Origin of the sequence: Pseudothauera rhizosphaerae, assembly GCF_004801305.1 — a bacterium.
Lineage (GTDB): Bacteria > Pseudomonadota > Gammaproteobacteria > Burkholderiales > Rhodocyclaceae > Pseudothauera > Pseudothauera rhizosphaerae.
This window is the reverse complement of the sequence record NZ_SSOD01000003.1, coordinates 177,955-202,199: the sequence shown is the minus strand read 5'-3', so window position 1 is coordinate 202,199 and position 24,245 is coordinate 177,955. Positions and strand designations below refer to the sequence as shown.

Below are 24,245 nucleotides of genomic sequence, written 5' to 3'. Positions count from 1 at the left end.
CCGGTAGGAGCGGGCTTGCCCGCGATGGCCGCCTGCGGGAAAACGAACGCCGCAATCGCGGGCAAGCCCGCTCCCACCGCACGGACGAATCGTTCCGTTCATCGCTGCACCTCCGCGGCCGTGGCGCGCTCGTGCCGGCGCCAGTGCGCCACGGCCGGTGCCACCATGGCCGCCAGCAGCGCGAGCACCACGGCGATGGGCCACAGCACCGGGCGGTTCCACGCCGCGCGGGCGGCTTCGCGGGCGGCCACGTCCACGCGCTGGTACTTGAGCGTGCCGCGCACGATGACGCCCGGCTTGCGGTTGTACACCCAGCCGTGCTGCAGCGAATAGGCCTTGGGGTGGAAGCCGAAGGCCCACGGCGCGTCGTGCTGCAGGATGGCCACCATGCGGTCGATGATGGCTTGGCGTGCGGGTCCGTCGGGCATGGTCTTCATCTGCTCGAAGAGGCGGTCGTACTCGTCGTTGTGGTAGTTGGCGGCGTTCTGCCCCGAATATTTCACCTTGCCCTGGGCGCCGTGGAGCAGGAAGAGCAGGTTCTCCGGGTCCGGGTAGTCCGCGTTCCAGCCCATGAAGAAGAGCTGCGCGTTGCCGGTACGCATCTTCTCCTGGAAGCGGTTCCAGTCCGTGGCGCGCACGACGAACTGCACGCCCAGGTCGCGGAACTGCTTGGCGAGCCAGTCCGAGCGCGCCTTGTCGCCCAGTCCGCCGGGCGTGGTGTCCAGGTTGATGATCAGCGCCTCGCCGGTCTGGGCATTGCGCCCGTTGGGCCAGCCGGCCTCGGCCAGGAGCCGCCGGGCGACGTCCTTGCCGCGCCGCGCGGGACGGCCGTCGCGCCATTCGTACACCACCGGGTTGATGCCCGCCTCCCCTTCCCGCGCGCCGAACAGGCCGGGCGGGATCGGATGCATGGCCGTCACGCCGCGGCCGTTGAGGAAGATGGAGACGAATTCCTCCATGTCGAGCGCGATGGAGATGGCCTGCCGCAGCTTGCGCGCCTTTTCCTTTCCTTCCGCCGTGTCGCCGCCCACCAGCGGGTCGAGCATGTTGAAGCCCAGGTAGAAGATGGACGGGGACACCGAGGTGAGGAGCCGGATGCCGCGCTCGGTCATGTCGTCGGAGAGGGTCACCTCGCCCTGGCTGGTCAGGCTCACGGCCTGGTCGAAGTTGTCCGAGGACACCCCGGAGGCGTCGTAATAGCCCTGCAGGAACTTGTTCCAGTACGGGATGCCCTCCCGCTCGCGGGTGAACACTACCCTTTCGATGAAGGGCAGCGCCTTGCCGCAGTCGGCCAGCAGGCCGGCCTCGGCATCGCCCGGCTCGCCGTCGCAGGGGTAGGCGTCGCCCCGGTAGTGGGGGTTCCTTGCCAGCACCATGCGGGCGTTGGGATTGTTCTCCACCAGCATGTAGGGGCCGGTGCCCACCGGCCACCAGTCCAGGGTCAGGTTGCGCTCGGCCATGCCGGGCTGGCCGAAGAAGCGGTCGGCTTCCGGCGGCACCGGGGAGAAGAAGGGCATGGTGAGCCAGTAGATGAACTGGGGGTAGCTGCCCTGCAGGGTGATACGGTAAGTGTGGCGGTCCACCACCTCCACGCCGGGCAGTTCGAAGCGGGTGAGGTCCAGCCAGCCCGGCTCCTGCTTCGCCGCTTCCGCCAGTTGCGTCTGCAGGGCCTTGAGGCCGGGCAGGTATTCGGCGATCAGTTCGAAGATGGGCGAATGCAGGCGCGGGTGCGCCAGGCGCTTGATCTGGTACACGAAGTCCGCCGCTTCCAGTTCCCGCGTGCCGGTCTCGGCGAAGTCGCCCACCCCGCGCACGGCGGCGAGATCCGCGGGGCGCAGGTCCAGGTAGCGCGGCGAGCCGTCCGGGCGGCGGGCGAAGGCCGGATGGGGCTGGTAGAGGATGCCGGGCAGGACGCGGATTTCGTACACGCTGGTCGCCACCCGCTCGGCCGGCGCGTCGTCCGCCAGCAACCGGCCCTCGGCGTCGTAGCGGCGCACGGTCGGCAGTTCGGCGGAACCGGAGCGCAACTGGTAGGGCCGCCGCAGGTAGTGGTATTCCAGCGGCGGTTCGACGATCTGGTACAGGAAGACCGCCTCGTCCTCGCTGTAGGACTGCACCGGGTCCAGGTGCTTGGGGCGCTCGGTGAAGGCGGTGTACAGGATGTTGCGCCCGCGCTCGGCGGCGGGGTACGGGTCGTTCCACGCACCGCCGCAGGCGGTCAGGAAGGCGACGAGCAGGAAAGTGCCCAGGCGGCGGATCATGGCGCGATTCTATCGTCTGAACGGCCGGCGTGCGCCGCCCGTCGCACGCCGTGCAAGGGCGGCCGCCAAGGCGTTGGCAATATGTAGAAAGCGAACCATTTCCCTGCTGCCGCATCGGCTATAATCCGCCGCTTGAACCAACGGAGAACATCGAACAATGGGCTTTCTTGCTGGCAAACGCATCCTGATCACCGGACTGCTGAGCAATCGTTCGATTGCATACGGCATTGCCAAGGCCATGCACCGTGAAGGTGCCGAGCTGGCCTTCACGTATCAGAATGAGCGCTTCCTGGAACGGGTGGCGAAGATGGCGGCCGACTTCGGCAGCGAACTGATCCTTCCCTGCGACGTCCAGAACGACGCCGAGATCACCGCACTGTTCGAGCAACTCGGTCAGAAGTGGGACGGCCTGGACGGCCTGGTCCACTCCATCGCCTACGCACCCACGGACGCGCTGGAAGGCGACTTTCTCGACGGATTCTCGCGCGAGGCCTTCCGCGTTTCGCAGGACGTGTCGGCCTACAGCTTCCCGGCGCTGGCCAAGGCCGCACGGCCGCTGATGAAGGGCCGCAACGGCGCGCTGCTGACGCTGACCTACCTGGGCGCGGTGCGCACCATGCCCAACTACAACATCATGGGCCTGGCCAAGGCCAGCCTGGAAGCCTCGGTGCGCTACCTCGCGGTCTGCCTGGGGCCGGAAGGCACCCGCGTGAACGCGATCTCCGCCGGCCCGATCAAGACCCTGGCCGCCTCGGGCATCGGCAGCTTCGGCAAGCTGCTGGCCTTCAACGAGCACAACGCCCCGCTGCGCCGCAACGTCACCATCGAGGAAGTCGGCAACGCCGCGGCCTTCATGTGCTCCGACCTAGCCAGCGGCGTCACCGGCGAGATCATGTACGTGGACGGCGGTTTCAACACCACGGCGCTGGGCAATCCGGACCAGGGCTGAGCCCTTCCGCAGCATCCGCCCAGCACGACGCCCGGCCCCGCGCCGGGCGTCGCGTTTCCGGGCCGGCGTGAATATGTCACGCCGGCCCGGTGGAGTACCGGAAGCCGGTAATCAAAATACCCCCGTCCCGGTATCTCCATCCCCCCCTGCGCAATCTAGGATTGATCGCAAGAAGCGCGACGCCACGGGCATTTCGCCGTACCCGGCGGAAGAATCGGCCTGCGCGAACGGCAAGCTGCCGGCCCGACGGCAGGGTGGGCTTGCGCGGTACGTCGGCCGATGCGCCGTCTTCGAGCCGCATAAGAACACAAGACGGCCACCGGCTGTCACGGCCCCCGAGGGCCGACCCAAGCAACAGGGGGCTTGCTAATGTCCAAGCGCAAGGGTTTGCTGCTTGACCAGCAGGGTACCGTCAGCGCGGCACTGCACGACCTGGAACTGCCCGAATGGGAATTCCTCACCCTGACGACGCTCGACGCCGCGCGCCGCGCCCTGTCGGGCAAGGTACCGCTGGTCGGCCTCGTGGTTTTCGATTCGGCCCGGGACTGGCCGGTTCGCGAGCTCGAAGCGCTGATCGCCCGCCATCCCATCGAGTGGATCGCCATCCTGGGCCGCGGCCTGATGCGCGATACCCAGCTCGCGCCCCTGGTGGCGCGCAATTTCCATGACTTCCACACCCTGCCCCTGGACCGGGAACGCCTGCTGATCACCCTCGGCCATGCCCACGGCAAGGCGCTGATCACCCGCGCCGCGAGCGGGACGGCGCAGGAATGCGGGCGCTTCGGCATGACCGGCAACAGCCCGCGCATGCTGGAGCTGTACCGGCAGATCGAAAAGATCGTCACCGTGGACGCGCCGGTGCTGATCGGCGGCGAATCCGGCTCCGGCAAGGAGTTGGTGGCACGCGCCATCCATTCCCATTCCGAACGCGCGCGCGGCCCGTTCATCGCCATGAACTGCGGCGCGATCCCGCCCAACCTGATCCAGTCCGAACTCTTCGGCCACGAGCGCGGGGCCTTCAGCGGCGCGCACCAGCGCAAGATCGGCAACATCGAGGCGGCCAACGACGGCGTGCTGTTCCTCGACGAGATCGGCGACCTGCCGCTGGATCTGCAGGCCAACCTGCTGCGCTTCCTGCAGGAACGCACCATCGTGCGGGTCGGTTCCACCGAGCGCGTGCGCGTCAACGTGCGGGTGATCGCCGCCACCCACGTGGATCTGAACCGGGCTGTCGCGGAAGGCCGCTTCCGCGAAGACCTCTACTACCGCCTCAACGTCGTGCATCTCAAGGTGCCGGCGCTGCGCGAGCGTCCGGGGGACATCCCCCCGCTGGCGGACGGCATCTTCGCCGAGCACAGCCACCAGAAGGCGCCCCAGGTCAAGGGCTTCAGCTCCGAGGCCCTGCGCGCCATGCAGGAATACGCCTGGCCGGGCAACGTGCGCGAACTGACCAACCGCATCCAGCAGGCCATGATCATGAGCGAGAACCGCCTTATCACGGTCGCCGACCTGGGCCTGCCCATCGGTGAAGGCGCCGCGGACGCGCGCACGCTGGACGAGGCGCGCGCCACGGTGGAGAAGGAAATCATCGTCAGCAACCTGCGCAAGTACCGCAACAACGTCTCCGAAGTGGCCCGCCAGCTCGGCGTGTCCCGCGTCACCCTGTACCGCATGATCGATCGCCTGAACATCGTCCTGTAGCCGACTCCGGGCTGTCCCCCGCAGGCGCGCGCAACGACAAGGGAGGAGAGAAGATGAAGACGCCTGTTTCCGCCTCGGCGGCGATCATGGGGCACGGGCTGGCGGGCGCCCTGCTCGTCCTCGGCGGCAGCGCGGCCCAGGCGGCGGACGACGGTGCCGGCTCGGTCTCCCGGCTGCAGGAGCAGGTGGACGAGCAGGCGGAGCAGATCCGCCAGCTCAAGGAAAGCCTGCTGCGCCAGAACCTGGCCATCAACGAGCTGCAGCGCATGGTGCAGATCGACCGCATCACCGGGCGCGGGGCCGCCCCCGCCGGCAGCTACGCCCCCCGGCGCGAACAACTCGCCCAGGCTTCCCAGCAGGGCGAAGCGCCGCCGCAGCCGGTCGGCCAGGCGCCCGAACAGCCCGCCGACAGCCGCCCGCCCGAGGTCGCGCCTATCTTCGAGCAGCCCGGCGTGCTCACCCCGCGCGGCAAGTGGATCGTGGAGCCGTCGCTGCAGTACAGCTATTCGTCGAGCAACCGCATCGCGCTGATCGGCTACACCATCATCCCCGCCATCCTGATCGGCCTGATCGACGTGCGCGAGGTCAAGAGCAATTCCTTCGTCGCCGCCCTCACCGTGCGCCGCGGCATCACCAACCGCCTGGAACTGGAAGCCAAGGTGCCCTGGGTGTACCGCTCCGACGACACCATCAGCCGGGAGGTCTTCACCGGCAGCGCCGACGAACGCGTGTTCGACACCACCGGCAGCGGCCTCGGCGACGTGGAGGTGACCGGCCGCTACCAGCTCAACGACGGCGGCGTGGACAGCCCCTACTACATCGCATCGCTGCGCCTGAAGACGCGCACCGGCAAGGACCCGTTCGAGGTCAAGACCGTCTTCGTGCCGGGCGCGCGCGAAGGCGGCATGCAGACCGAGATGCCCACCGGCTCCGGCTTCTACACGCTGACGCCCGGGCTGACGGTGCTGATCCCTTCCGACCCGGCCGTGTTCTTCGGCGGCGTGAGCTACCAGCACAGCTTCAAGCGCGGCAACGTCAAGACGAGACGGGAAGGGGGCAGCGTGCTGGTGGGCGACGTCAAGCCGGGACCGACCTTCGGCTTCAACTTCGGCATGGGCCTGGCGCTCAACGAACGCTCCTCGTTCAGCATCGGCTACGACCACCTGTCGGTCGGCAAGGTCGAGGTCGACGGCAACACCGCGCCGGGCTCGGTGCGCGTGCAGCTCGGCACCCTGCTGCTCGGCTACTCCTACCGGACGGCCAACGGGCAGACGCTGAACCTGTCGCTCGGCGCCGGCCTCACCACCGACACCCCCGACCTGCAGCTCACGCTGCGCATGCCGCTGACGCTCTGAGCCGGCGGCTCAGCGCAGCCGCAGCACGTCGCGCATCGATTCGCCCAGGCGCTGCGCGCGCATCATCTCCAGGCTGTTGGCGGTGACGTCGATGGTGGTCACCGTGCGGATGTGCTGGTTGTTCAGGGAATTCTGGATCACCGTGGCCAGCGCGGACGAGGACACGGCGTTGCCGATCAGCGTGTTGTTGGGTCCGTTCTGGATCACCGCCACGGTGCTGCCCAGCGCCGGCAGGCCGGCGGCGTTGACGCTGCCGCCGGTGAGCTTGCCCAGGTCGGCCACCGTGAGCCGGGTGGCACTGGCCAGTTCGCCGTTGATGTACACCAGGCGCTCGACGCCGAAGCTCACCTTCAGCCCGCCCGGCATCTCGAAGCCGCCGCGCAACGTATCCATGGCGCCCGCGTCCACCCGCTTGAGTTCGACCCCGGCCACCACCACCGGCGGCTCGCCCGCCTCCACCGGGAGATCGCCGTACCAGTAGGGCACGGCATCGTCGCCCTCATTCTCCGGCGCCCTGGGCCAGTTCTCGCGGGCGGCCTCGGCCATGCGCGCCACGTGGGCCGCCAGCGCCGCGTTGCGCGCGAGGGCCGGGTGAATGCTCAGGGATGGCCCGCCGGCCACCGCCTGCGGCGGCGTCGCGGCGGCGGCGGGCGCCAGATCGTTCCAGGTGCGCTCGACCACCTCGACCGCGCGCACGGTGAAATCCGACCAGCTCAGTTCCACCACCTCGGCCGCCCCGGCGCCTTCCCCCCGCACGGCGGACTGCCGCACCACGTCGCAGCCGTGAGCGCTCCCATCTAGCGGCCAGTCCGCGATGGCCAGCAGTTCGGCCGGCGGGGCCTGTTCGCACAGGGCCGGCGTGAAGGCCGGCGGCGCGACGTCGCCGCGCGAGACGCCCAGGCCCGCCACCGAGAGGGCGATCAGTCCGGCGAGCGTGCTGTAGCGGGGCATGATGGCCTGACCTCGTCAGAAATCGTTGGGGCCGGGACGGAAGAGCAGCACGTCGGCCAGCCCACCCTGCCCCACGCCCCTGCCCATCGGCGCGCGCGGACGGATGGACCAGTCTTCCGCGCGGTTGAAGCGGGCCAGCTCCACCCGCCCCATGACCACCAGCAGGATGCCGTTGGTCCAGTACTTGCCGAAATCCTCCCGCGACAGCACCCGCGTGCCGGTCGCCGGATCGCCGAGCACCACCGCGTCCTCACGCACGCCCTTGATGACGACGAAGTGGGAATAGCCGTTTTCGTTGATCAGCGCGATGGCCGGCACGTTGGCCTGCACGAGCTGGTCGAGGCGGGCTTCGACGCCGGCGGAGGGAAAGCCCATGGCATCGAGGTACTGCTTCATGTCGAGCATGGAGAAGCCTTCCTGGCGGATCTTCGCCTGGTCGCCGCGCTCGAACATGTGCTGGAATACCTGCTCCTCGCTCGCCTTGAAGCCGTAATGGTGGGTCAGCAGCGTGGCCACCGCCGCCGAGCCGCAACTGAAGTCGTACTGCTGGTGCATGGTGTGCACGTAGCGCGCGCCCTTCATCGTCGTCACCGGCACCGCGTAGGTGGCGCCGGTGGGCGAGATCAGGCGGGGCACATCGGCCTTGACCGTCTCGGCCAGCGCCGCCCCGCCCGCAAGGCCGAGCGCCGCAAGGCTGGCCAGTGCCGCCCCGATACGCCGCATCGCGCGCATGGCGGCGCCCCTCATTGGACCTCGACGTTGAGGATCACCGCGTTCTGGATGAGCACGCCATTGCCGCTGTTCTGGATCAGCATCGGCATGCCGTTGGCGTTCGCGAAAGAACCGCCGGACACGACGTTGTGCCCGGTCACCAGATCCGAGGCGCTGACCTCGCTCACCGTGCCGGAAGCGATGATCTTGCTGAGCCTGTTCTCCGCACCGCCGCGCAGTCCGTCCAGCCGCGCGTCGTCGAGTGTTGCATGGGCAGCGAACGCGGCGACCGGAATCCGGCCCGCGTCCTCCATCTGCCCGGGCGCCTGCCCTTCGGCCCACGCCGGGGTGCCGGCGACCACCAGCCCGCTGATCGCGACGGCCAGGGTCAGCAGTGGAATGATCCGTTTCATCGCGCAACTCCCGCTTGGGTGCATCGCATGCCGGGGGACCTCGCGGCCCCCCGGCCCAACCTGGGGCTCCTTACCTGACGCTCAGGTTGGCCTGCACGTTGGCGCTCTGCTGAATCAGCGAGCCGATGCCGGTGTTCTGGGCATTGATGATGATGCCCGCACCATTGGTGAAGCTGCCGCTGATGGTGTTGGACAGGTTGAAGTGTCCCGCATCCACCGTGATGGTGCCTCCGGCGCCGCCGGAGCCGCCGGAGCCGCCCTGGCCGGCTCCGCCCGTGGCATCGCCCGCGGTATTGGTGCCGCCGTCACCGCCGTTGCCGGCGGTGTTGCCGCCACCGCCCGCGCCGCCTGCGCCGCCGTTGCCGGCGGTGGCGCTGCCGTTGGTCGCGTTGCCGCTGGTCGCGGTTCCGCCGTCACCGCCGTCACCGGCGTTGTTGGTCGCGGCACCGCCCGCGCCGGCACTGGCCGTGGCCGCGCCGCCGTTGGCGGTGGCGTCACCCGTCGACCCCGCGCCGCCGTTCGCCGTACCGGCGCCGCCGATACCGCTGCCGGCGCCCGCGGTGGAGGTCGCTCCGCCGGAGGAGCCCGCACCGCCGGTGGCCGTGCCCGCACCACCGGTCGCCGTGGCGGCCTGGTCGTTGCTGCCGCTGGTGGCCGTGCCCGCACCGGAGGTCCCGCCGGTCACCGTGCCGCCATCGCCGCTGCCGCCGGCGCCACCAGTTCCGGTCGCCGTATTCGTGCCGCCGGTCGCATCGCCGCCGCCGGCCGCAGCGTTCGCCCCGAAGGCCCCGCCGATCGCGGGGCCGCCGGCACCGCCGCCGCCATCGCTCGCCGCACCGCCGGCAGCGCTGCCCGCGCCCGCCGGGCCGGTGCCCGCGCCGTTGCCGGACCCGGCACCGCCGCCGATCGCTCCAGCGTTGCCGCCGCCGGCATAGTCGGCCGAAATGGCGCTGCCACCCACGCCGCCGGCGCTGCCGCCGCCGGCACCGGCATGGCCTCCCGCCGCCACGTTGCCCGCGCCGGCACTGCCCGCGAAGGACGCCGCGCTGCCGCCATCGCCGGCCTTCGCCTTGCTGGCGTTGCCGCCGTCGCCGCCGCTGGCACCCCAGGCACTGCCGCTCTCGGCGTCGCCGACCTTGGCCCAGCCGCCGTCGGCACCCTTGGCACCGTCGCCGCCCTTGGCATTGCCGCCGTCGCCGCCGGAGCCCTTGGCGCTGCCGCCGTAGGCGTTGCCGCCATTGCCGCCGTAGGCCTTGCCGCCATCGCCGCCGTTGGCGCTACCCGCGTTGATCGCGGTATTGCCCAGCCCATGCACGTAGATCTTGGTGACCACGCCGCTGAGCTTGGACAAGGCCACGACCGAGGTCTTGTTGAACGCATCGGTCACGGCCGCCGACGCGGTGGCGCCGTTGTTGGCCGCCACGGCGCCCAGGCCCAGCGCGGCCGCCACACCGCTGTTCTTGCGGTTGTCGCCGGAACTGCTGTCGTTGTTCTGGTTGGAGTTGTCGCTCTGGCTGACCGAGGAGAACTCGTTGGCCTGCGGACTGTTGTCGCCGCCCTGGGTGTTCGTCGCGGTCGCGGTCTGGTTGTTGTCGCCGGCGACCCCGAACACGCCGTTCACCGGATTCGCGAACGCCTGGCCGGAAACGCCGAACGCAAGCGCGATCGCAGCAGAAATCAAAGTCTGTTTCATCTCTCTATCCCCTTCGTATGGGTCGGATTACTGGGTAACCCCGGTGCTGCGCACCGCGAGGTTGGCCTGCACGTTCGCGCTCTGCTGCACCAGTGCGCCCAGGGCGGTGCTCTGCGCGTTGACCAGGATCCCGGCGCCGTTGGTGAAGCTGGCACTCGAGCTGTTGGACAGGTTGAAGTGGCCGGCATTGACGCTCAGGCTGCCGCCGTTGCCGCCATTGCCACCCGTGCCGCCCTGCCCGCTGCCGCCGTTGGCCGCACCGGCGAGGTTCGTGCCGCCGCTGCCGCCGGCACCGCCAGTGTTGCTGCCGCCGCCATTGCCGCCGTTGCCGCCGCTGCCGGCGAGCGCGTCGCCGTTGCTGGCATCGCCCGAGGTGGCCGTGCCGCCCGCGCCGCCGTTGCCGGCGTTGTTGGTGGCGTCGCCGCCCGCGGCCGCGGTGGATTCGGCATTCCCCGCGCTGGCCGTGGCGTTGCCCGTGCTGCCCGCGCCACCGGTCGCGCTGCCGTCGCCGCCCGTTCCAGTGCCGTCGCCGGCATTCGCGGTCGCGCCGGTGGTCGATGCCGCACCCCCGTTCGCCTCGGCCGCACCGCCGGCCGCATCGGCGGTCTGCGTGTTGTTGCCGCTGGTGGCGTTCGTGTCGCCGGAGGTGCCGCCTGCCACGGTGCCTCCATTGCCGGCACCGCCATCGCCGCCGGTCGCCTCGGCACTGTTGTCGCCGCCTTGGGCGGTCACGCTGCCGTTGGCTTGCAGCGTGGTCGGCTCTTCGGACGGTTCCGCCGGGGGCGCGATGGCGAACGCATTGGCCCCGCCCGCCCCGGCCGCGGCACCGCCGCCGGAGCCGCCGCTACCGTTGCTCAGAGCCCCGCCGGCAAGCGACGAGGCACCGGCCGCGCCGGTGAAGCCTGCGTTCCCAGCCGCCCCTGCACCGCCGCCGCCAACGGCGCCGCCGCCCGTGGCCGCATCCTTGGCCGCCGCATGGCCGCCGGCACCGACTCCGCCGCCGCCGACACCCACGGCACTGCCGCCGCCGGCCGCATTGCCGGCCGTGGCACCGCCGCTGACCGACCCGGCATGGCCGCCGTCGCCGGCGCTGGCCTTGTAGGCACTGCCGCCGTCGCCGCCGTTGGCACCCTTGGTGAAGCCGGTCTCGGCGTCGCCGACCTTCGCGCTGCCGCCGGCACCGCCCTTGGCGCCGTCGCCGCCATAGGCGTTGCCGTCGTCGTCGCCGCGGCCGCTGGCATCGCCGCCGACCGCCTTGCCGCCGTCACCGCCGGTCGCCGCGCCGCCGCTGCCGCCGGCGGCATTGCCGAAGTTGGATGCCCCGTTGCCCAGGCCGAAGGTCTGGATCTTGGTGACCAGCCCGCCCAGCTTGGACAGGGCGACCAGCTTGGAGCTGTTGAAGGCGTCGCCGAACGTGGCGATCGCGCTGCCGCCGTTGTTCGCCGCGGCCGCTCCCTGCCCGGTCGCCAGCGCCTCGCCGCGGTTGTTGCGGTTGCTGCCGGCGCTGGCGTCGTTATCCCGGTCGGAGTTGTTCTGGACGGTGACGTGCGAGAACTCGTTGGCCTGCGGGCTGTTGGCGCCGCTTTGCTGGGACTCGGCCGACGCTTCCTGCGTGTTGTTGCCGAATACGACGACTGCCCCATTGATCGGATTCGCCCACGCCTGACTGCCGGCCAAGCCGAAAGCCAGCGCGAGCGCGCTTGAAAGTAAGGTTCGTTTCATAGCGTTTTCCCCTTCACGATGACGGAACCGGACGCCGTGTCCGGCCCGGTGCGACCCTTGCGCAAGCCTTGTGCCAAGGCCGGGAAAACGCATTTAACTGATTGAAATTACTTGCTATTCACATACTCTGCAATGAATATGCAATGGACTTTCGGCGCGGCTCTGTTCAGTTTCGATACAACCGGTCCGCCCGCCCGCACCCGGAATCCGGCGCCATTTGGCGGAAAATGACGAATAATCATGCACTTGATTGAGTTTACAGGCTTCGCGCCGGTGCCTCTTCGATGAAACAGAAGGGCGTGCCGCGCCCTCTGTACGCCCTGGCGGAGGTCAGCCGGCGCGGCGCTCCGTGAGCCCCGCGATGCACGGGGCGAGACGCTCGGACGCCACCGGCTTGTGCTGCACGACGATGCCGCGGTCGGCCATGCTGCGCATGATGTCGGGGTCGTGCTCGCCGGCGAGCATCACCGCGGGCAGGTGTTCGCCATGGTGGCGGCGCACCAGTTCGATGGCGTCCAGGCCGTTCTCGCCCTCCCGCAGCCGGTAGTCGGCCACGACCACGTCCGGCGGCCGCCCGTCGAGCATGAGGAGCAGACCGGCACCGTTCGGGGCGACGATGACCTGATGCCCCAGCCGGGTCAGCGCCCGGCCGATGCGGCGGGCCGCGCGGGGGTCGTCCTCCACCAGCCCGATGCGCACCTTGCGCAGCGGCGGCACCGCCGTGTCGCCGTGGTGCAGTGCCCGGCCCGGCGGCATTTCCACCGCGAACATGGACCCCCTGCCGGGACGCGACGCGACACGGATGCGCAGCCCCAGCAGGCGCGCGAGCTTTTCCACGATGGCCAGGCCGAGCCCGCTGCCGCGCGTGCGGTCGGCGTTGTCGAGCTGGCGGTACTCGTCGAAGATTTCCGCAATGGACGCCTCCGGGATGCCGACGCCGGTGTCCCACACCTCGATCCAGCGCCTGCCGCCGGAGCGCCGGCAGCCGACCAGCACGCCGCCGCCGTTGGTGTAGCGCACCGCGTTGGACACCAGGTTGTCCAGGATGCGGCCGAACAGGACCGGGTCCGTGCGCGCGCACAGCCCCGGCGCGCAGCGCGCCCGGCGCAGCGACAGGTGCTTGAGCATGGCCTCCGGCGTGTTGACCGAGACGATGCGGTCGAGCAACTCGTCGATGGGGAAATCGGTCATCTGCGGCTGCAGCGCGCCGGCCTCCAGCCGGCTCAGGTTGAGCACGTCGGTGAGCAGCGCGGAGAGACTCGCCACGCAATCCTTCATGCTGCGGATCAGCATCGCCTCGCTTTCGTCGCGGTGGCGGTCGAGCAGGCCGACGTACAGCCCGAGCGCGGAAAGCGGCTGGCGCAGGTCGTGGCTGACCGCGGCGAGCAGGCGGGACTTGGCGTTGTTGGCCCGTTCGGCCTCCAGGCGCGCCTGCTGCAGCGAATGCTCCGCCCGCTTGCGCGCGGAAATGTCCTCGTGCGCCACCACCACGCCGCGCTGGGGGGCGACCAGCGGGTAGGCGGTGAGCTGGTACCAGCGCTGCTCGCCGGGCGAATCGCAACTGTATTCCATGGTGAAGCGCTCGACGCCGCCGCGCATCACGCGCTCGATGCCTTCCCAGGCGGCGCGCGCCTGCGCGGAATCGGGCTCCTCCGGCGGCAGCAGGCAGGCGTCGCGATAGCTCATCCCCACCGGGTGCAGCGCCAGCGCTTCGGCGCCGTTCTCGATGGCGAAGCGCTGCCACGCGGTATTGACCGCGCGGATCACCCCGTCCGGATCGAGCACCGCGATCTGGGAGGGCAGCGCGTTGAGCACGCCGATGCCGAAGGCCTCGACCTCGCGCAGCGCGTCGTCCGCGTGGCGGTGCTCGGTGAGGTCCACGAGCATGAGCAGGCAGCGCTGCCCGATGGCGTCGGCCGCGGCTTCGGCCAGCACGGTGGGTTCGGGGCCCCGCTTGTGCGGCCGCAGCCCCAGTTCGCAGCCGCCGGCGCGGCCGCGGACGAAGGCCGCGGCGAGGAAGTATTCGAAGGCGGTGCGCTGGGCCTCGGCCACGTAGTCCGCGAACCGCCGCCCCTGCAGGCCCGCGGGCGAGCCGCCGAGCAGGCGGGCGGCCGCCGGATTGAGGCGGGCGATGTGGCCCTCGCGCGTCAGCGTCAGGCAGGGGCTGCTGGAATAGCGGTAGAAGCGGCGCAGGTCGGCGGCCTCGTCCAGGCCATCGCGCAGGTAGTGGATCGCCGCCTCGGGAAGAACGCGGTGAGCACGGCCTTCGGTATAGACGCCGCCGACCACGCGGACGCCTCCGCCGGGGATGTACACCCCGTCGGGACGCCCCTCCAGCGCGTCCATCCGGTCCTCATCGGGTTTCCCGTGCATCGCCGCCTTCCCGTGAAGTGCACCCGCTACTTCTTTCATAGACTAGCGGGGCTTGTTTGCATTTTTTGTCAGGCAAACAAGAGCGGGAAGGCCTTAGATGCCCAGTTCGGGCAGTAATGCAGCGGAACGGCGCGGCAACGGGCTCAGCGCGCGGCGGACGTGAGCCCGGTACGGATGGCGAACTTGGTCAGCGCCGCCACGCTGTGCAGGTCGAGCTTGCGCATGATGTTGCGGCGGTGCACCTCGACGGTGGATACCGCCAGGTGCAGGCGCCCGGCGATGCTGCAGGAAGTGTGGCCCTCGGCGATGAGCTGCAGGATCTGCCGTTCGCGGGCGGTGATGCGCGGCCCCAGCGGGCCGGCCTGGGTCTGGTCGCACAGGGCGTCCTTGACCGTGGCGGCCACCTCCGGGCACAGATAGGTGCGCCCCATGGCCACCATGCGGATGGCGCGCAGCAGCTCGTCGCCGGCCTCGGTCTTGGTGACGTAGGCCTTGGCGCCCACGTTGAGCATGTCGAGTACCACCTGGCGGTCGGAAAAGGCCGACAGGCCGATCACCTTGACGTCCGGCTTGAGCATCAGCAGGCGCCGCGTCGCCTCCACGCCGTTCATGCCGGGCATGGCCACGTCGATGCACACCAGTTCGGCCGCCTCGCGCACCACGGCGGTCAACAGTTCGTCGCCGTTGCGTGCCTCGCCCACGACCTTGAGGTCCGGCTCGCGTTCGAGCAGGGCCCTGAGCGCATGGCGGAATATCTGGTGATCGTCGGCAAGCACCACGCGCATCGTCTCGGTCCCTTTTTGAACTCCTGTCAGGAGTTCTTCCCGACCTGTGCGGGCGGTCAGATCATTATGGCCGCGATCCACGGCGATACAAACCCGCTCGCGGCGGTCAGTTGCCCTGGCACCGGAGGTCCCGATGCGCGCGCACCGCGGCCCCCGCGGCATAGCCGGCGGCCGGCATGCTGATCTCCGTCCACGCGGGGGATGGGGTGCGGGCGGCGGCGCGCGCCGCCGGCCCGGACAGCAGGATGCCCATCGACCGCTGCAGCAGGCGGTGCCCGGCGCGCAGCACCCCGATGTCCTCGGCGGAGCGCTGCAGGGCCTCCTCTAGCCGGGCGATGCGGGCATGCAGGGCCCTGTTCTCCGCCCGCAGGCGTTCGACCTCGTCGTACCTTGCGCTCACCGTCGCCTCCTTGCGCCGTCCCTTCCGTGCGCCCCCGCAGGCGAATGCGGCGGGGGCCGTTCAGGAGAAGATGTTAGGAAGCTCGCCGGCGGGGGGGAATACCGTATTCCCGGTATGTTCCCGGATCATATTTCCGGCGCTGGGCGAAGGCCGGCGAACGGTCCGGCCTACTGCTGGCGGGGAGGATTGACCGCCTCGGCGCGAATCTCGACCCCATAGCGTTCGCGCAGCAGGGCAAGATAGGCGCTGAAATCGCGCTCGGCCATGAGCTGCGCGTACTGGCGGGTCATGCCGGCGAGACGCGGATCGTCGGCGGCGAGTTGCGGCCGGTTCACCGCGTCGATGCGATACACCGCGTAGCCCTGTGCGCCCTGCGCCACGCCGACGTAGGCCGGCAGGCTGGCCGTGGCGGCGCCGAACACGGCCTGCGTCGCGGCCGGCGACAGCACGGTGGCGCCGCGCTGGAGAGTCAGCGTCTCGCTCCACTTGCCGTCCACCGCCTCGCCCTTGCCTGCCGCCGCCAGCGCCGCCTCGCCGGCGGCCGTGGCCAGGCGCACGGCCTCTTCGGCACGCAGGGCGTCCTCGATCTCGCCCTTGACCTGGTCGAAGGGCAGGCGTTGCGCGGCCTCGTGCTCGACCACGCGCGCCGCGACCAGCGTACCGGTGCCCACTTCGATGGCTTCGGTGTTGCGCCGCTTCTCCAGTCCGTCGTCCGAGAACAGCGCCGCCACCAGGCGCTCGCTGGTATACGGCCCCACCGCGGCGCTGCCGCGCTGGATCCAGTCGCTGTGGCGGATTTCGAGCTTCAGCAGTTCGGCCGCGGGCGCCAGGCTGTCGGGCTGCTCATAGACGGTGTTGGCGAACAGCTCGGCCAGCTCGGCCTGGCGCTGGCCGGCCTTGCGGCCCTTCAGTTCGGCCTCGATCTCGGCGCGCACTTCGTCCAGGGGGCGCAGCGCGGCCGGCTTCACGTCGGTGACCTGGATGATGTGGTAGCCGAATTCGGAGCGCACCGGGCCGACGATCTCGCCCTTGGCCGCGGCGAACACCGCGTCCTCGAAAGGCTTGACCATCACGCCGCGGCCGAAGAAGCCCAGGTCGCCGCCGCGGGTGGCCGAGCCGGGGTCCGCCGAGCGCTCGCGCGCCAGCGCGGGGAAGCCGTCCGGCGCCGCCTTCACGCGTGCGGCCAGGGTATCGGCATCCGCCTGCACCGCCTTGATCTGCTCCTCGCCAGCGTCGGCCGGCAGTTCGAGCAGGATGTGGCGCGCACGGCGTTCCTCGGCCACGCCGAAACGCTCCGGGCTGCCCTCATAGACCTGGCGCACCTCTTCCTCGGTGACACCGACCTGGCCGAGCAGCGCGGTCTCGTCGAACACCAGGTACTCGGCCTTGATGCGCGCCGGACGCTCGAAACGCGCCGGATTGGCATCGTAGAAGCGCTGCGCCGCGTCCTCGGCGAGCTGCACCTTGGCGAGCTGGTCCGCGGCCGGGAACGGCAGTTCGCTCACGCGGCGCTCCTCGAGCTGGGCGGAAAGGAAGCGGCGCGGCGACTCGGCGGCGGCGAACGAGGCGTCGCCCACCGCGAGCGCGAGCTGCTGGATACGGATGTCCTGGCTCAGGCGCGCTTCGAAGCTCGCCGGGGTCATGCCCTGGGCGCGCAGCAGGGCTTCGTAGCGTTCCATGGAGAAGCGGCCCTCGTCCTGGAAGGCCGGCACCTCGACGATGGCCTCCTGCAACTGCGCCTGGGTGACCACGAAACCGTTCTCCGCCGCGTACAGGGCCAGCACGCGCTGGTTGACCAGGTTCTCGAGCACCGCGCTGCGCAGTTCGGGCGAATCGAGCAGGCTGCGGTCCACCTGGCCGCCCATGGTTTCGCGCAGGCGGTCCTGCTGGGTGCGCAGCGCCTCCTCGAATTCCACCGTGCCGATGCGCGAGCCGCCCACCACGGCGACCTCGCTGCCGGTCGGGCCGTCGGTGAAATAGGCATCCATGCCGAAGAAGGCGAAGGGGATGATGAGAATGGCCAGGATGATCTGCGCGAAGCGCTTGTTGTTGCGTACAGCCTCGAACATCGTGATTTCCGTGGAAAAACGAAGAAATGAGCGAAGAAACGCGCGAAAAAATACGCGAAGGAATTTCGCGAAAAGGGTGTGCCGCGCGCTTGGACGCGGGCGCAAAGGTGGCGATTATGGCATCGGCCGCCGCTCGAGGCCAGAACGGGCGCGCCCGGCACGGCATGCGGGGCCGGCGCCATGCACTTGACAAACGTAATACGCCGCTATAAACGGCCGCAATGCGCCGTCTTCTCATCGTTTCCGGGTTCATCGCCCTGGCTTATGCCGCCACCGGCTGGATTTCGCTCCAGATCGCGGTGCCACCGGGCTATTCGGCACCCTTCTTCCCGCCCGCCGGCATCGCCCTCGCCGCGCTGCTGATCTTCGGCCGGCGCCACGTGGGCGGCGTCATCCTCGGCGCGTTCGCGGTACAGGTGATCGGGGTGCTGCGCAGCGGCGCACCCCTCGACCTGTCGTGGACGCCTTTCGTCGTACCCCTGTCCGCCGGACTGCAGGCCCTCGCCGGAGCGTGGCTGGCACGGCGGCTGATCGGTTTTCCCAACGCCCTCGACACGCCCGGCGCGATCCTGCGCTACATGCTGCTGGTCGCACCGCTCGGCTGCCTCGTCAACGCCAGCATCGCGGTGCCGCTGCTGACCCACGGCGGCCTCATTCCGCCCGGCGAGGCGCTGTTCAACTGGTGGAACTGGTGGGTGGGCGACACCCTGGGGGTGCTGATCGCCAGCCCGCCGATGTTCGTGTTCTTCGGCAACCCCCGCGAGGACTGGCGCACGCGCCGGCTCGCCGTGGCCCTGCCCATGTCGATCGCCATCGTGCTCACCGGCGCAGCCCTGTACCAGTTGAGCCGCTGGGAGACGATGCGCATCCAGACCCAGTTCAACCGCGACAGCGAGCAGCTCGCCGGCGCGGTGCGCAAGCGCCTGGATGCGCAGATCGACATGATGCTGGCGGTGGACCACTTCATGGCGATCTCCAGGGCCGTCGACCGGCACGACTTCCGCGAATTCGTCACGCCTTGGCTGGAACGCCATCCCGGCACGCAGAACTTCGGCTGGAGTCCTTACGTCGAGGGCCGCCGGCGCGCGGCCTTCGAGACCGCGGTACGCGCCGCGCACGGCGACGGGTTCACGATTCTCGCCCGCGACCTGCAAGGCCGCACCCTCCCCGCCCCGCCCGCCGCCGAACACCTGCCCATCGTCTTCGTCGAGCCCTTCGCCGCCAACGCCGCGGTTTATGGCCTGGACCCCCTGTCGCTGCCGGCCACCGCGCAGGCCATCGGGCATTCGCGCCGGACGCGCGCGCCGGTGGTCTCCGAAGGCATCCGTCTGGTGCAGGAACGCGGCACCCAGCGCGGCGTGGTGGTGTACAGCGCAGTGTTCGACCATCCCGCCGGCGGCCGCGAACCCGCCCTGCTCGGCGTCGTCTCCGGGGTGCTGCGCATGGACGACATCCTCGCGGCGATCCTCGACAGCAGCGGCCCGACCGATCTGGAACTGTGCCTGGCGGACCCGGCCGCCGCTCCCGGCAACCGGCGCCTGTACGGCCCGGAAGGCTGTACCGGCGACGGCTGGCTGCGCCAGCACATCGGCCGCGCGGTGCCGGTGCGCTTCGCCGGGCGCGAATGGCAGCTCCGCGTACGCGACACCGTGGCCTACATCCACCAGTTGCGCAGTTGGACGGCCTGGACCACGATCCCCATCGGCCTGGGCACCCTGGGCATGCTCGGCGCCTTCCTGCTGATGACCAGCGGCCACACGCGGCGCATCTCCCACCTGGTGGACGAGCGCACCGCCCAGTTGGCCGACGCCACGCGCACCCTCGCGGCGCAGGGCGCGGCACTCAACCGGGCGCAGCGCATCGCGCGGCTGGGCAGTTGGGAGTGCGAACCGGACGGCAGCGGCCTCGCCGGCTCGGACGAACTCGGCGCCCTGCTGCACCTGCCGGCCGCCGCATCGCTCACGCTGGAAGACCTGTCCGCCGCGGTGCATGAGGACGACCGTCCGGCCCTGCGCGGAGCCCTGGCTGCGGCGGCGCAATGGACCGGCGAGCAGGCGCTCGACTGCCGGCCGCGGGACAACCCCGGCCGGGTGCTGCACTTCCAGATCGCGAGCGAGTGGCGGGACGAACGCCCGGTACGCCTGCGCGGCACCGTGCAGGACGTGACCGCCACCCGCCAGGCCGAGGCGCACATCCAGTATCTGGCCCACTACGACGCGCTGACCGGCCTGCCCAACCGCAGCCTGTGGCTGACCCGGGCGCAGGGCGCGCTTCACGTGGCGCAGCGCCACGGCGACAGCCTGGCGGTGCTGTTCCTCGACCTGGACCAGTTCAAGACCGTCAACGATTCCCTCGGCCACCCCGCGGGCGACCTGCTGCTGGCCACGGTGGCCAGCCGGCTGGCCCCCTGTCTGCGCGAGGAAGACGTGCTGGCGCGGCTGGGCGGCGACGAATTCGTGGCCCTGCTGCCCCGCCTCGCGCACCCGGAGGATGCCGCCATGGTGGCGCGCAAGATGCTCGCCGCCCTCGATGCGCCGATCGACATCCACGGCCAGGAACTGCGCCCCACGATCAGCATCGGCATCGCCGTGCATCCGGCCGACGGCGACGACGTGGACACCCTGCTCAAGCATGCCGATACCGCGATGTACGGCGCCAAGGAGGCGGGGCGCAACAACTTCCAGTTCTTCGTGCCCGAGATGAACGTGCGCGCCCGCGAGCGCCTGATGCTGGAAAACGCCCTGCGGCGCGCGATCGAGCGTGACGAACTGAGCCTGCACTACCAGCCCCAGTTGCGCGCCGACGACGGCCGCCTGACCGGCTGCGAGGCGCTGGTGCGCTGGCTGCATCCGGAGATGGGCGCCGTCATGCCCGCCCAGTTCATCCCCGTGGCCGAAGATTCCGGGCTCATCGTGCCGCTGGGGGAATGGGTGCTGCGCCAGGCGTGCCGGCAGCAGGCCGCCTGGGCGCGCGCCGGCCTCGGCGGCCTGATGGTCGCGGTCAACATCTCGGCGCTGCAGTTCCGCCGCGCCGATTTCACCGGGGCGGTCACCCGCATCCTGGCCGAAACCGGCGCCGATCCGGCGTGGATCGAACTGGAGATCACCGAGAGCGCGCTGATGCAGCCTTCGACCGAGCTCCACGAACGCCTGGTCGCGCTCGGCCGCATGGGGCTCACGCTGGCGCTGGACGATTTCGGCACCGGCTATTCCAGCCTCGCCTATCTCAAGCGCCTGCCCATCAGCCGCCTGAAGATCGACCGTTCCTTCGTCAAGGACCTGCCGGGCGACCAGGAAGACGCCGCGGTGGCGTCGGCCACGCTGTCGCTGGGGCGGGATCTGGGGCTGGAAGTGGTGGCCGAAGGCGTGGAGCAGCCCGAGCAGTTCGCCTGGCTGCAGGCGCGCGGCTGCGCCAAGATGCAGGGTTATCTCTTCGCCCGCCCGATGCCGGCGGACGAGTTCGCGCGCTGGGCCGCCGCCCACGACCCGGCGGCGGTCGGCATGCTGCTCGCCACCGGCTGACCGGCGCTCAGTGCGGGCGGTTGGCCTGCCGCCACCCCGCCACCGCCTGCGCGGCATGGGCCATCACGGCGTCGCGCGACTCAGGCGGCAGTTCGCGCGCCAGCGCCGCGAACAGCGCCTCGGTGGCTTCCCGTCCCGGCCCTTCGGCGGCCAGCCCGTGGGCCAGGCACTGCACCTGGATGTGCGCCAGCGCGTCGGCCACCAGGCGCCAGCCCAGGGCCGGCATCTCGCGCGCCACCGCGAGCAGCGTGCCGCCCAGTTCGGCGGCCAGGCGCAGCGCCTCGTCGCGCTCCTCCGCGGCGATCGCACCGTGCCACAGGGCGAGGTGGATGGCGCGGCGCAGATCGATCTTGAAGTCCACGGCGTTTTCCTCGGCCGCGCCCAGGGCCTCGAACTGGACCAGGAAGCGGGCTTCGGCGCGCGCGTCGAGGCCGGTGCGCAGGGCACCGACCAGTTCGCTCAAACCGGGCAGCGCATTCAGCCCGAAGGCACGGCTGTAAGCCATGCCCCACTGATCCAGCCCGGACAGCAGCATCGCCAGGCGCAACGCCGGCCCGGCCTCGCCGCCGCCGGCCGCGCTCCAGTTGGCCAGCGCCTCGCGCACCTCGGCCACGCCGCGGGCACGCCCGGCATCGTCTTCTTCCACGCTCAGGCGGAACACGCGGGCGAAGGCGTCCTGCGCCATGCGCGCGGCGCGGCGCTGTTCCTCGGGCGGAGCAAGGGCGGCGAGCGGATCGGGGGGAAGCGGGGCCTGGGTCATGGCGGGCATCCGGAAAAAGAGGCGCATTGTGCCGCTTCGCCACGGCCGGGCGCAAACCGGGAGCCCTGTGGGAGCGGCCTTGGCCGCGATGCGGCGGTTCCGGATGCAAACGGCGCCGCATCGCGGGCAAGCCCGCTCCCACGGCCCGCCATCGGGCGTCCGTGCGCTTGCCCCGCCGGGTCAGCCGGCGGTGGCCGCCTCGGCTTCCAGCGTGCCAGCCTGCATGCGCAGCCGGCGCCCGCAGCGCGCCGCCAGCGCCTCGTCGTGGGTGACCAAGATCAGCGTGGTGCCGGCCTCCCGGTTGAGGGCAAACATCAGTTCGATGACCGCGGCGCCGGTGGTGGCGTCCAGGTTGCCGGTGGGCTCGTCCGCCAGCAGCAGGCGCGGGTTTGCCGCAAAGGCACGCGCCAGCGCCACGCGCTGCTGCTCGCCGCCGGACAGGTGCTTGGGATAGTGGCCGGTGCGCCCGGCGAGCCCCACGCGCTCCAGCCACTGCAGCGCAACGGAACGCGCATCCGCCCGCCCGGCCAGTTCCAGCGGCAGCATCACGTTTTCCAGGGCGGTAAGCGCGGGCAGCAACTGGAAGGACTGGAACACGAAGCCGACCGCCTCGCCGCGCAGCGCGGCGCGCGCGTCTTCGTCCAGGGCGAACAGTTCGCGACCCAGGATGCGCACCGAACCGGTGCTCGGAACATCCAGGCCGGCGAGCAATCCCAGCAGCGTGGACTTGCCCGAGCCGGAGGCGCCGACGATGGCCACCGATTCGCCCGGACCCACGGTAAACGCGATCTCGCGCAGAATATGCAGCTCGCCCTGGCCGTCGGCCAGGGGCACCGATTTGGACAGTCGGTCCACTTCGATTACGGGAGGGGAAAGTTCGATGCCGCTTCGATCCATGGTGATCTTCTTGTTCGTCCTTGTGTCGGGCACCGCACAGGCGGCAACCATCCTGGTGTGGGGCGACAGCCTTTCAGCCGGCTACGGCCTGCGCAACGGCGAAGCCTGGCCCACCCTGTTGCAGACGCGCCTGGCGCGGGAGGGGTTCCCGCATCAGGTGGTCAATGCCAGCGTCAGCGGCGAAACCTCGGCCGGCGGACGCTCCCGGCTGCCCGCCGCGCTGGCCCGCCACCAGCCCCAGGTGCTGATCCTGGAACTGGGCGCCAACGACGGCCTGCGCGGACTGCCGCCGGCCGCGCTGGCGGACAACCTGGGCGCCATGATCGCCGCCGCCCGCGAAACCGGTGCGCGCGTGCTGCTCATCGGCATGCAGATGCCCCCCAACTACGGCCCGGCCTACACGCAGCGCTTCGCCGCCACCTTCGAGAGCGTCGCCGCCGCCCACGAAGTGGCCCTGCTGCCCTTCCTGCTCGACGGCTTCGCCCAGCGCAAGGAGCTGTTCCAGGCCGACGGCATCCACCCCACGGCGGAAGCGCAGACCCTCATCCTCGACAACGTGTGGCCCCGCCTGGCGCCCCTGCTCGGCCGCGGCAGCACGGCCGGGGCACGCTGATCAGAGCACGCGGACGCCCGCCGCGCCGGCAAGGAGCCGCCCGATCACGTAAGCCTCGCTGCCCTGTACTTCGCGCACAGCGGCGAGCACCGCATCCACCGCATTCGGCGCGCAGGCCACCAGCAGGCCGCCGCTGGTCTGCGGGTCGGTGACCAGCTTGCGCTGCCACTCCGGCGCGTCGGCCGGCAGTTGCACGGCCTCGCCGTAGCTCGCCCAGTTGCGCCCGGACGCGCCGGTGGCGATGCCCTGGTCGCGCACCAGGGCGAGCGCCTCGTCGATGAGCGGCAGGTCGGCGAAGGCCAGTTCCGCACCCAGTTGCGAGGCGCGGCAGACTTCCAGCAGGTGGCCGGCGAGGCCGAAGCCGGTCACGTCGGTGATCGCATGCACGCCGTCCAGTTCCGCCAGCCGTTCGCCGGCGCGGTTCAGGGTGGTGGTCCAGCGTACCATCTCGGCGTAGCCTGCCCCGGACAACAAATCCTTCTTGAGCCCGGCGGACAGGATGCCCACGCCCAGCGGCTTGGTCAGCACCAGCACGTCGCCCGCCAGCGCGCCGGCATTGGTCTTGACCCGGGCCGGGTCCACCACGCCCAGGCCGACGAGGCCGTAGATGGGCTCCAGCACGTCGATGGAATGCCCGCCCGCGAGCGGGATGCCGGCCTCGCGGCACACCGTGGCGCCGCCTTCCAGGATGCGGCCGATGACCTCGGCGGGCAGCTTGTCGATGGGCATGCCGACCACGGCCAGCGCCAGGATGGGGCGCGCGCCCATGGCGTAGACGTCGGACAGCGCGTTGGTCGCGGCGATGCGGCCGAAGTCGTAGGGGTCGTCCACGATGGGGGTGAAGAAGTCGGTGGTCGCCACCACCGCCTGGCGGTCGTTGAGGCGATACACCGCCGCATCGTCGGCGTGCTCGGTGCCCACCAGCAGCTCCGGCGGCAGCAGGCCGGCCGGCATCTTGCCGAGCAGGTCGGTGAGCACGGCCGGGGAGATTTTGCAGCCGCATCCGCCGCCATGGGAAAATTGCGTCAGTTTGATCCGATCCATGAATCCCGCTAAGGAAAAGGCGCCCGG

The 24,245-nt window shown here is 70.6% G+C and carries 18 protein-coding genes; 5 read left to right on the top strand and 13 right to left on the bottom strand.

Translation table 11 applies throughout. The annotated features are described in order from the left end of the window. Positions 1 to 98 precede the first annotated feature (98 nt). Entirely contained in the window at positions 99 to 2,261 is a 2,163-nt protein-coding gene (locus E6O51_RS04790) for an ABC transporter substrate-binding protein (RefSeq protein WP_136383833.1), read from the bottom strand. Positions 2,262 to 2,418: 157 nt separating this feature from the next. Here E6O51_RS04790 and fabI point away from each other — a divergent pair, with 157 nt between their 5' ends. From fabI to E6O51_RS04775, 3 genes are all read left to right on the top strand, one after another. Continuing rightward, positions 2,419 to 3,210 carry an enoyl-ACP reductase FabI gene (gene fabI, locus E6O51_RS04785; protein ID WP_136383832.1) on the top strand — a complete coding sequence of 264 codons (792 nt, stop codon included), beginning with the start codon at positions 2,419 to 2,421 and terminating at the stop codon, positions 3,208 to 3,210. Positions 3,211 to 3,579: 369 nt separating this feature from the next. Then, positions 3,580 to 4,911: a sigma-54 dependent transcriptional regulator gene (locus E6O51_RS04780; RefSeq protein WP_136383831.1), complete on the top strand. Its 1,332-nt coding sequence runs from the start codon at positions 3,580 to 3,582 to the stop codon at positions 4,909 to 4,911. A gap of 53 nt (positions 4,912 to 4,964) precedes the next feature. Continuing rightward, positions 4,965 to 6,266 (top strand): acetate kinase, encoded by a 1,302-nt coding sequence (locus E6O51_RS04775; RefSeq protein ID WP_136383830.1) that lies wholly within the window; start codon positions 4,965 to 4,967, stop codon positions 6,264 to 6,266. A 9-nt stretch (positions 6,267 to 6,275) separates the two neighbouring features. Here E6O51_RS04775 and E6O51_RS04770 read toward each other — a convergent pair whose 3' ends face one another. The 9 genes from E6O51_RS04770 to E6O51_RS04720 all read right to left on the bottom strand — a co-directional run bounded on the left by E6O51_RS04770 (position 6,276) and on the right by E6O51_RS04720 (position 17,383). After that, on the bottom strand, positions 6,276 to 7,217 hold the full coding sequence (locus E6O51_RS04770; protein ID WP_136383829.1) for a hypothetical protein: 942 nt from the start codon (positions 7,215 to 7,217) through the stop codon (positions 6,276 to 6,278). A 15-nt stretch (positions 7,218 to 7,232) separates the two neighbouring features. After that, complete coding sequence (locus E6O51_RS04765) at positions 7,233 to 7,949, bottom strand: C39 family peptidase (protein ID WP_230976699.1); 717 nt, start codon at positions 7,947 to 7,949, stop codon at positions 7,233 to 7,235. Positions 7,950 to 7,960: 11 nt separating this feature from the next. Next, a complete protein-coding gene (locus tag E6O51_RS04760; RefSeq protein WP_136383828.1) occupies positions 7,961 to 8,341 on the bottom strand; it encodes a hypothetical protein in 381 nt (126 codons plus the stop codon). 70 nt (positions 8,342 to 8,411) lie between these two features. Further along, positions 8,412 to 10,034: a hypothetical protein gene (locus E6O51_RS21760; protein WP_168735186.1), complete on the bottom strand. Its 1,623-nt coding sequence runs from the start codon at positions 10,032 to 10,034 to the stop codon at positions 8,412 to 8,414. A gap of 27 nt (positions 10,035 to 10,061) precedes the next feature. Further along, positions 10,062 to 11,756: a hypothetical protein gene (locus E6O51_RS04740; protein WP_136383826.1), complete on the bottom strand. Its 1,695-nt coding sequence runs from the start codon at positions 11,754 to 11,756 to the stop codon at positions 10,062 to 10,064. Positions 11,757 to 12,086: 330 nt separating this feature from the next. Next, positions 12,087 to 14,129: a PAS domain-containing hybrid sensor histidine kinase/response regulator gene (locus tag E6O51_RS04735; protein ID WP_168735185.1), complete on the bottom strand. Its 2,043-nt coding sequence runs from the start codon at positions 14,127 to 14,129 to the stop codon at positions 12,087 to 12,089. 143 nt (positions 14,130 to 14,272) lie between these two features. Beyond that, positions 14,273 to 14,914: a response regulator gene (locus E6O51_RS04730; RefSeq protein ID WP_136383824.1), complete on the bottom strand. Its 642-nt coding sequence runs from the start codon at positions 14,912 to 14,914 to the stop codon at positions 14,273 to 14,275. 106 nt (positions 14,915 to 15,020) lie between these two features. Next, positions 15,021 to 15,314 carry a hypothetical protein gene (locus tag E6O51_RS04725; RefSeq protein ID WP_136383823.1) on the bottom strand — a complete coding sequence of 98 codons (294 nt, stop codon included), beginning with the start codon at positions 15,312 to 15,314 and terminating at the stop codon, positions 15,021 to 15,023. Between the two features lie 167 nt (positions 15,315 to 15,481). After that, positions 15,482 to 17,383, bottom strand: coding sequence for a SurA N-terminal domain-containing protein (locus tag E6O51_RS04720; protein ID WP_136383822.1), 1,902 nt, complete (start codon positions 17,381 to 17,383; stop codon positions 15,482 to 15,484). 221 nt (positions 17,384 to 17,604) lie between these two features. Between E6O51_RS04720 and E6O51_RS04715 the strand changes: the two genes are divergently transcribed. Continuing rightward, positions 17,605 to 20,904, top strand: coding sequence for an EAL domain-containing protein (locus tag E6O51_RS04715; RefSeq protein ID WP_136383821.1), 3,300 nt, complete (start codon positions 17,605 to 17,607; stop codon positions 20,902 to 20,904). Between the two features lie 7 nt (positions 20,905 to 20,911). Here the strand turns inward: E6O51_RS04715 and E6O51_RS04710 are convergent, their stop codons facing one another. After that, positions 20,912 to 21,673 (bottom strand): hypothetical protein, encoded by a 762-nt coding sequence (locus E6O51_RS04710; protein ID WP_136383991.1) that lies wholly within the window; start codon positions 21,671 to 21,673, stop codon positions 20,912 to 20,914. A 171-nt stretch (positions 21,674 to 21,844) separates the two neighbouring features. Then, positions 21,845 to 22,561, bottom strand: coding sequence for an ABC transporter ATP-binding protein (locus E6O51_RS04705; protein WP_136383820.1), 717 nt, complete (start codon positions 22,559 to 22,561; stop codon positions 21,845 to 21,847). On the opposite strand from E6O51_RS04705, the gene E6O51_RS04700 reads away from it, so the two are divergent. Next, entirely contained in the window at positions 22,545 to 23,174 is a 630-nt protein-coding gene (locus E6O51_RS04700) for an arylesterase (protein ID WP_136383819.1), read from the top strand. The genes E6O51_RS04705 and E6O51_RS04700 overlap by 17 nt on opposite strands. Here E6O51_RS04700 and selD read toward each other — a convergent pair whose 3' ends face one another. After that, positions 23,175 to 24,218, bottom strand: a complete 1,044-nt coding sequence (selD, locus tag E6O51_RS04695) for a selenide, water dikinase SelD (RefSeq protein WP_136383818.1) — start codon at positions 24,216 to 24,218, stop codon at positions 23,175 to 23,177. It lies immediately after the preceding gene. Positions 24,219 to 24,245 lie beyond the last annotated feature (27 nt).

Coding starts and splice junctions, on each gene's coding strand:
- E6O51_RS04740 (WP_136383826.1), bottom strand. CDS start 11,756: ATGAAACGAACCTTACTTTCAAGCGCGCTCGCGCTGGCTTTCGGCTTG.
- E6O51_RS04705 (WP_136383820.1), bottom strand. CDS start 22,561: ATGGATCGAAGCGGCATCGAACTTTCCCCTCCCGTAATCGAAGTGGAC.
- E6O51_RS04730 (WP_136383824.1), bottom strand. CDS start 14,914: ATGCGCGTGGTGCTTGCCGACGATCACCAGATATTCCGCCATGCGCTC.
- E6O51_RS04765 (WP_230976699.1), bottom strand. CDS start 7,949: ATGCGCGCGATGCGGCGTATCGGGGCGGCACTGGCCAGCCTTGCGGCG.
- fabI (WP_136383832.1), top strand. CDS start 2,419: ATGGGCTTTCTTGCTGGCAAACGCATCCTGATCACCGGACTGCTGAGC.
- E6O51_RS04710 (WP_136383991.1), bottom strand. CDS start 21,673: ATGCCCGCCATGACCCAGGCCCCGCTTCCCCCCGATCCGCTCGCCGCC.
- E6O51_RS04760 (WP_136383828.1), bottom strand. CDS start 8,341: ATGAAACGGATCATTCCACTGCTGACCCTGGCCGTCGCGATCAGCGGG.
- E6O51_RS04700 (WP_136383819.1), top strand. CDS start 22,545: ATGCCGCTTCGATCCATGGTGATCTTCTTGTTCGTCCTTGTGTCGGGC.
- E6O51_RS21760 (WP_168735186.1), bottom strand. CDS start 10,034: ATGAAACAGACTTTGATTTCTGCTGCGATCGCGCTTGCGTTCGGCGTT.
- E6O51_RS04790 (WP_136383833.1), bottom strand. CDS start 2,261: ATGATCCGCCGCCTGGGCACTTTCCTGCTCGTCGCCTTCCTGACCGCC.
- E6O51_RS04770 (WP_136383829.1), bottom strand. CDS start 7,217: ATGCCCCGCTACAGCACGCTCGCCGGACTGATCGCCCTCTCGGTGGCG.
- E6O51_RS04775 (WP_136383830.1), top strand. CDS start 4,965: ATGAAGACGCCTGTTTCCGCCTCGGCGGCGATCATGGGGCACGGGCTG.
- selD (WP_136383818.1), bottom strand. CDS start 24,218: ATGGATCGGATCAAACTGACGCAATTTTCCCATGGCGGCGGATGCGGC.
- E6O51_RS04735 (WP_168735185.1), bottom strand. CDS start 14,129: ATGCACGGGAAACCCGATGAGGACCGGATGGACGCGCTGGAGGGGCGT.
- E6O51_RS04780 (WP_136383831.1), top strand. CDS start 3,580: ATGTCCAAGCGCAAGGGTTTGCTGCTTGACCAGCAGGGTACCGTCAGC.
- E6O51_RS04720 (WP_136383822.1), bottom strand. CDS start 17,383: ATGTTCGAGGCTGTACGCAACAACAAGCGCTTCGCGCAGATCATCCTG.
- E6O51_RS04715 (WP_136383821.1), top strand. CDS start 17,605: ATGCGCCGTCTTCTCATCGTTTCCGGGTTCATCGCCCTGGCTTATGCC.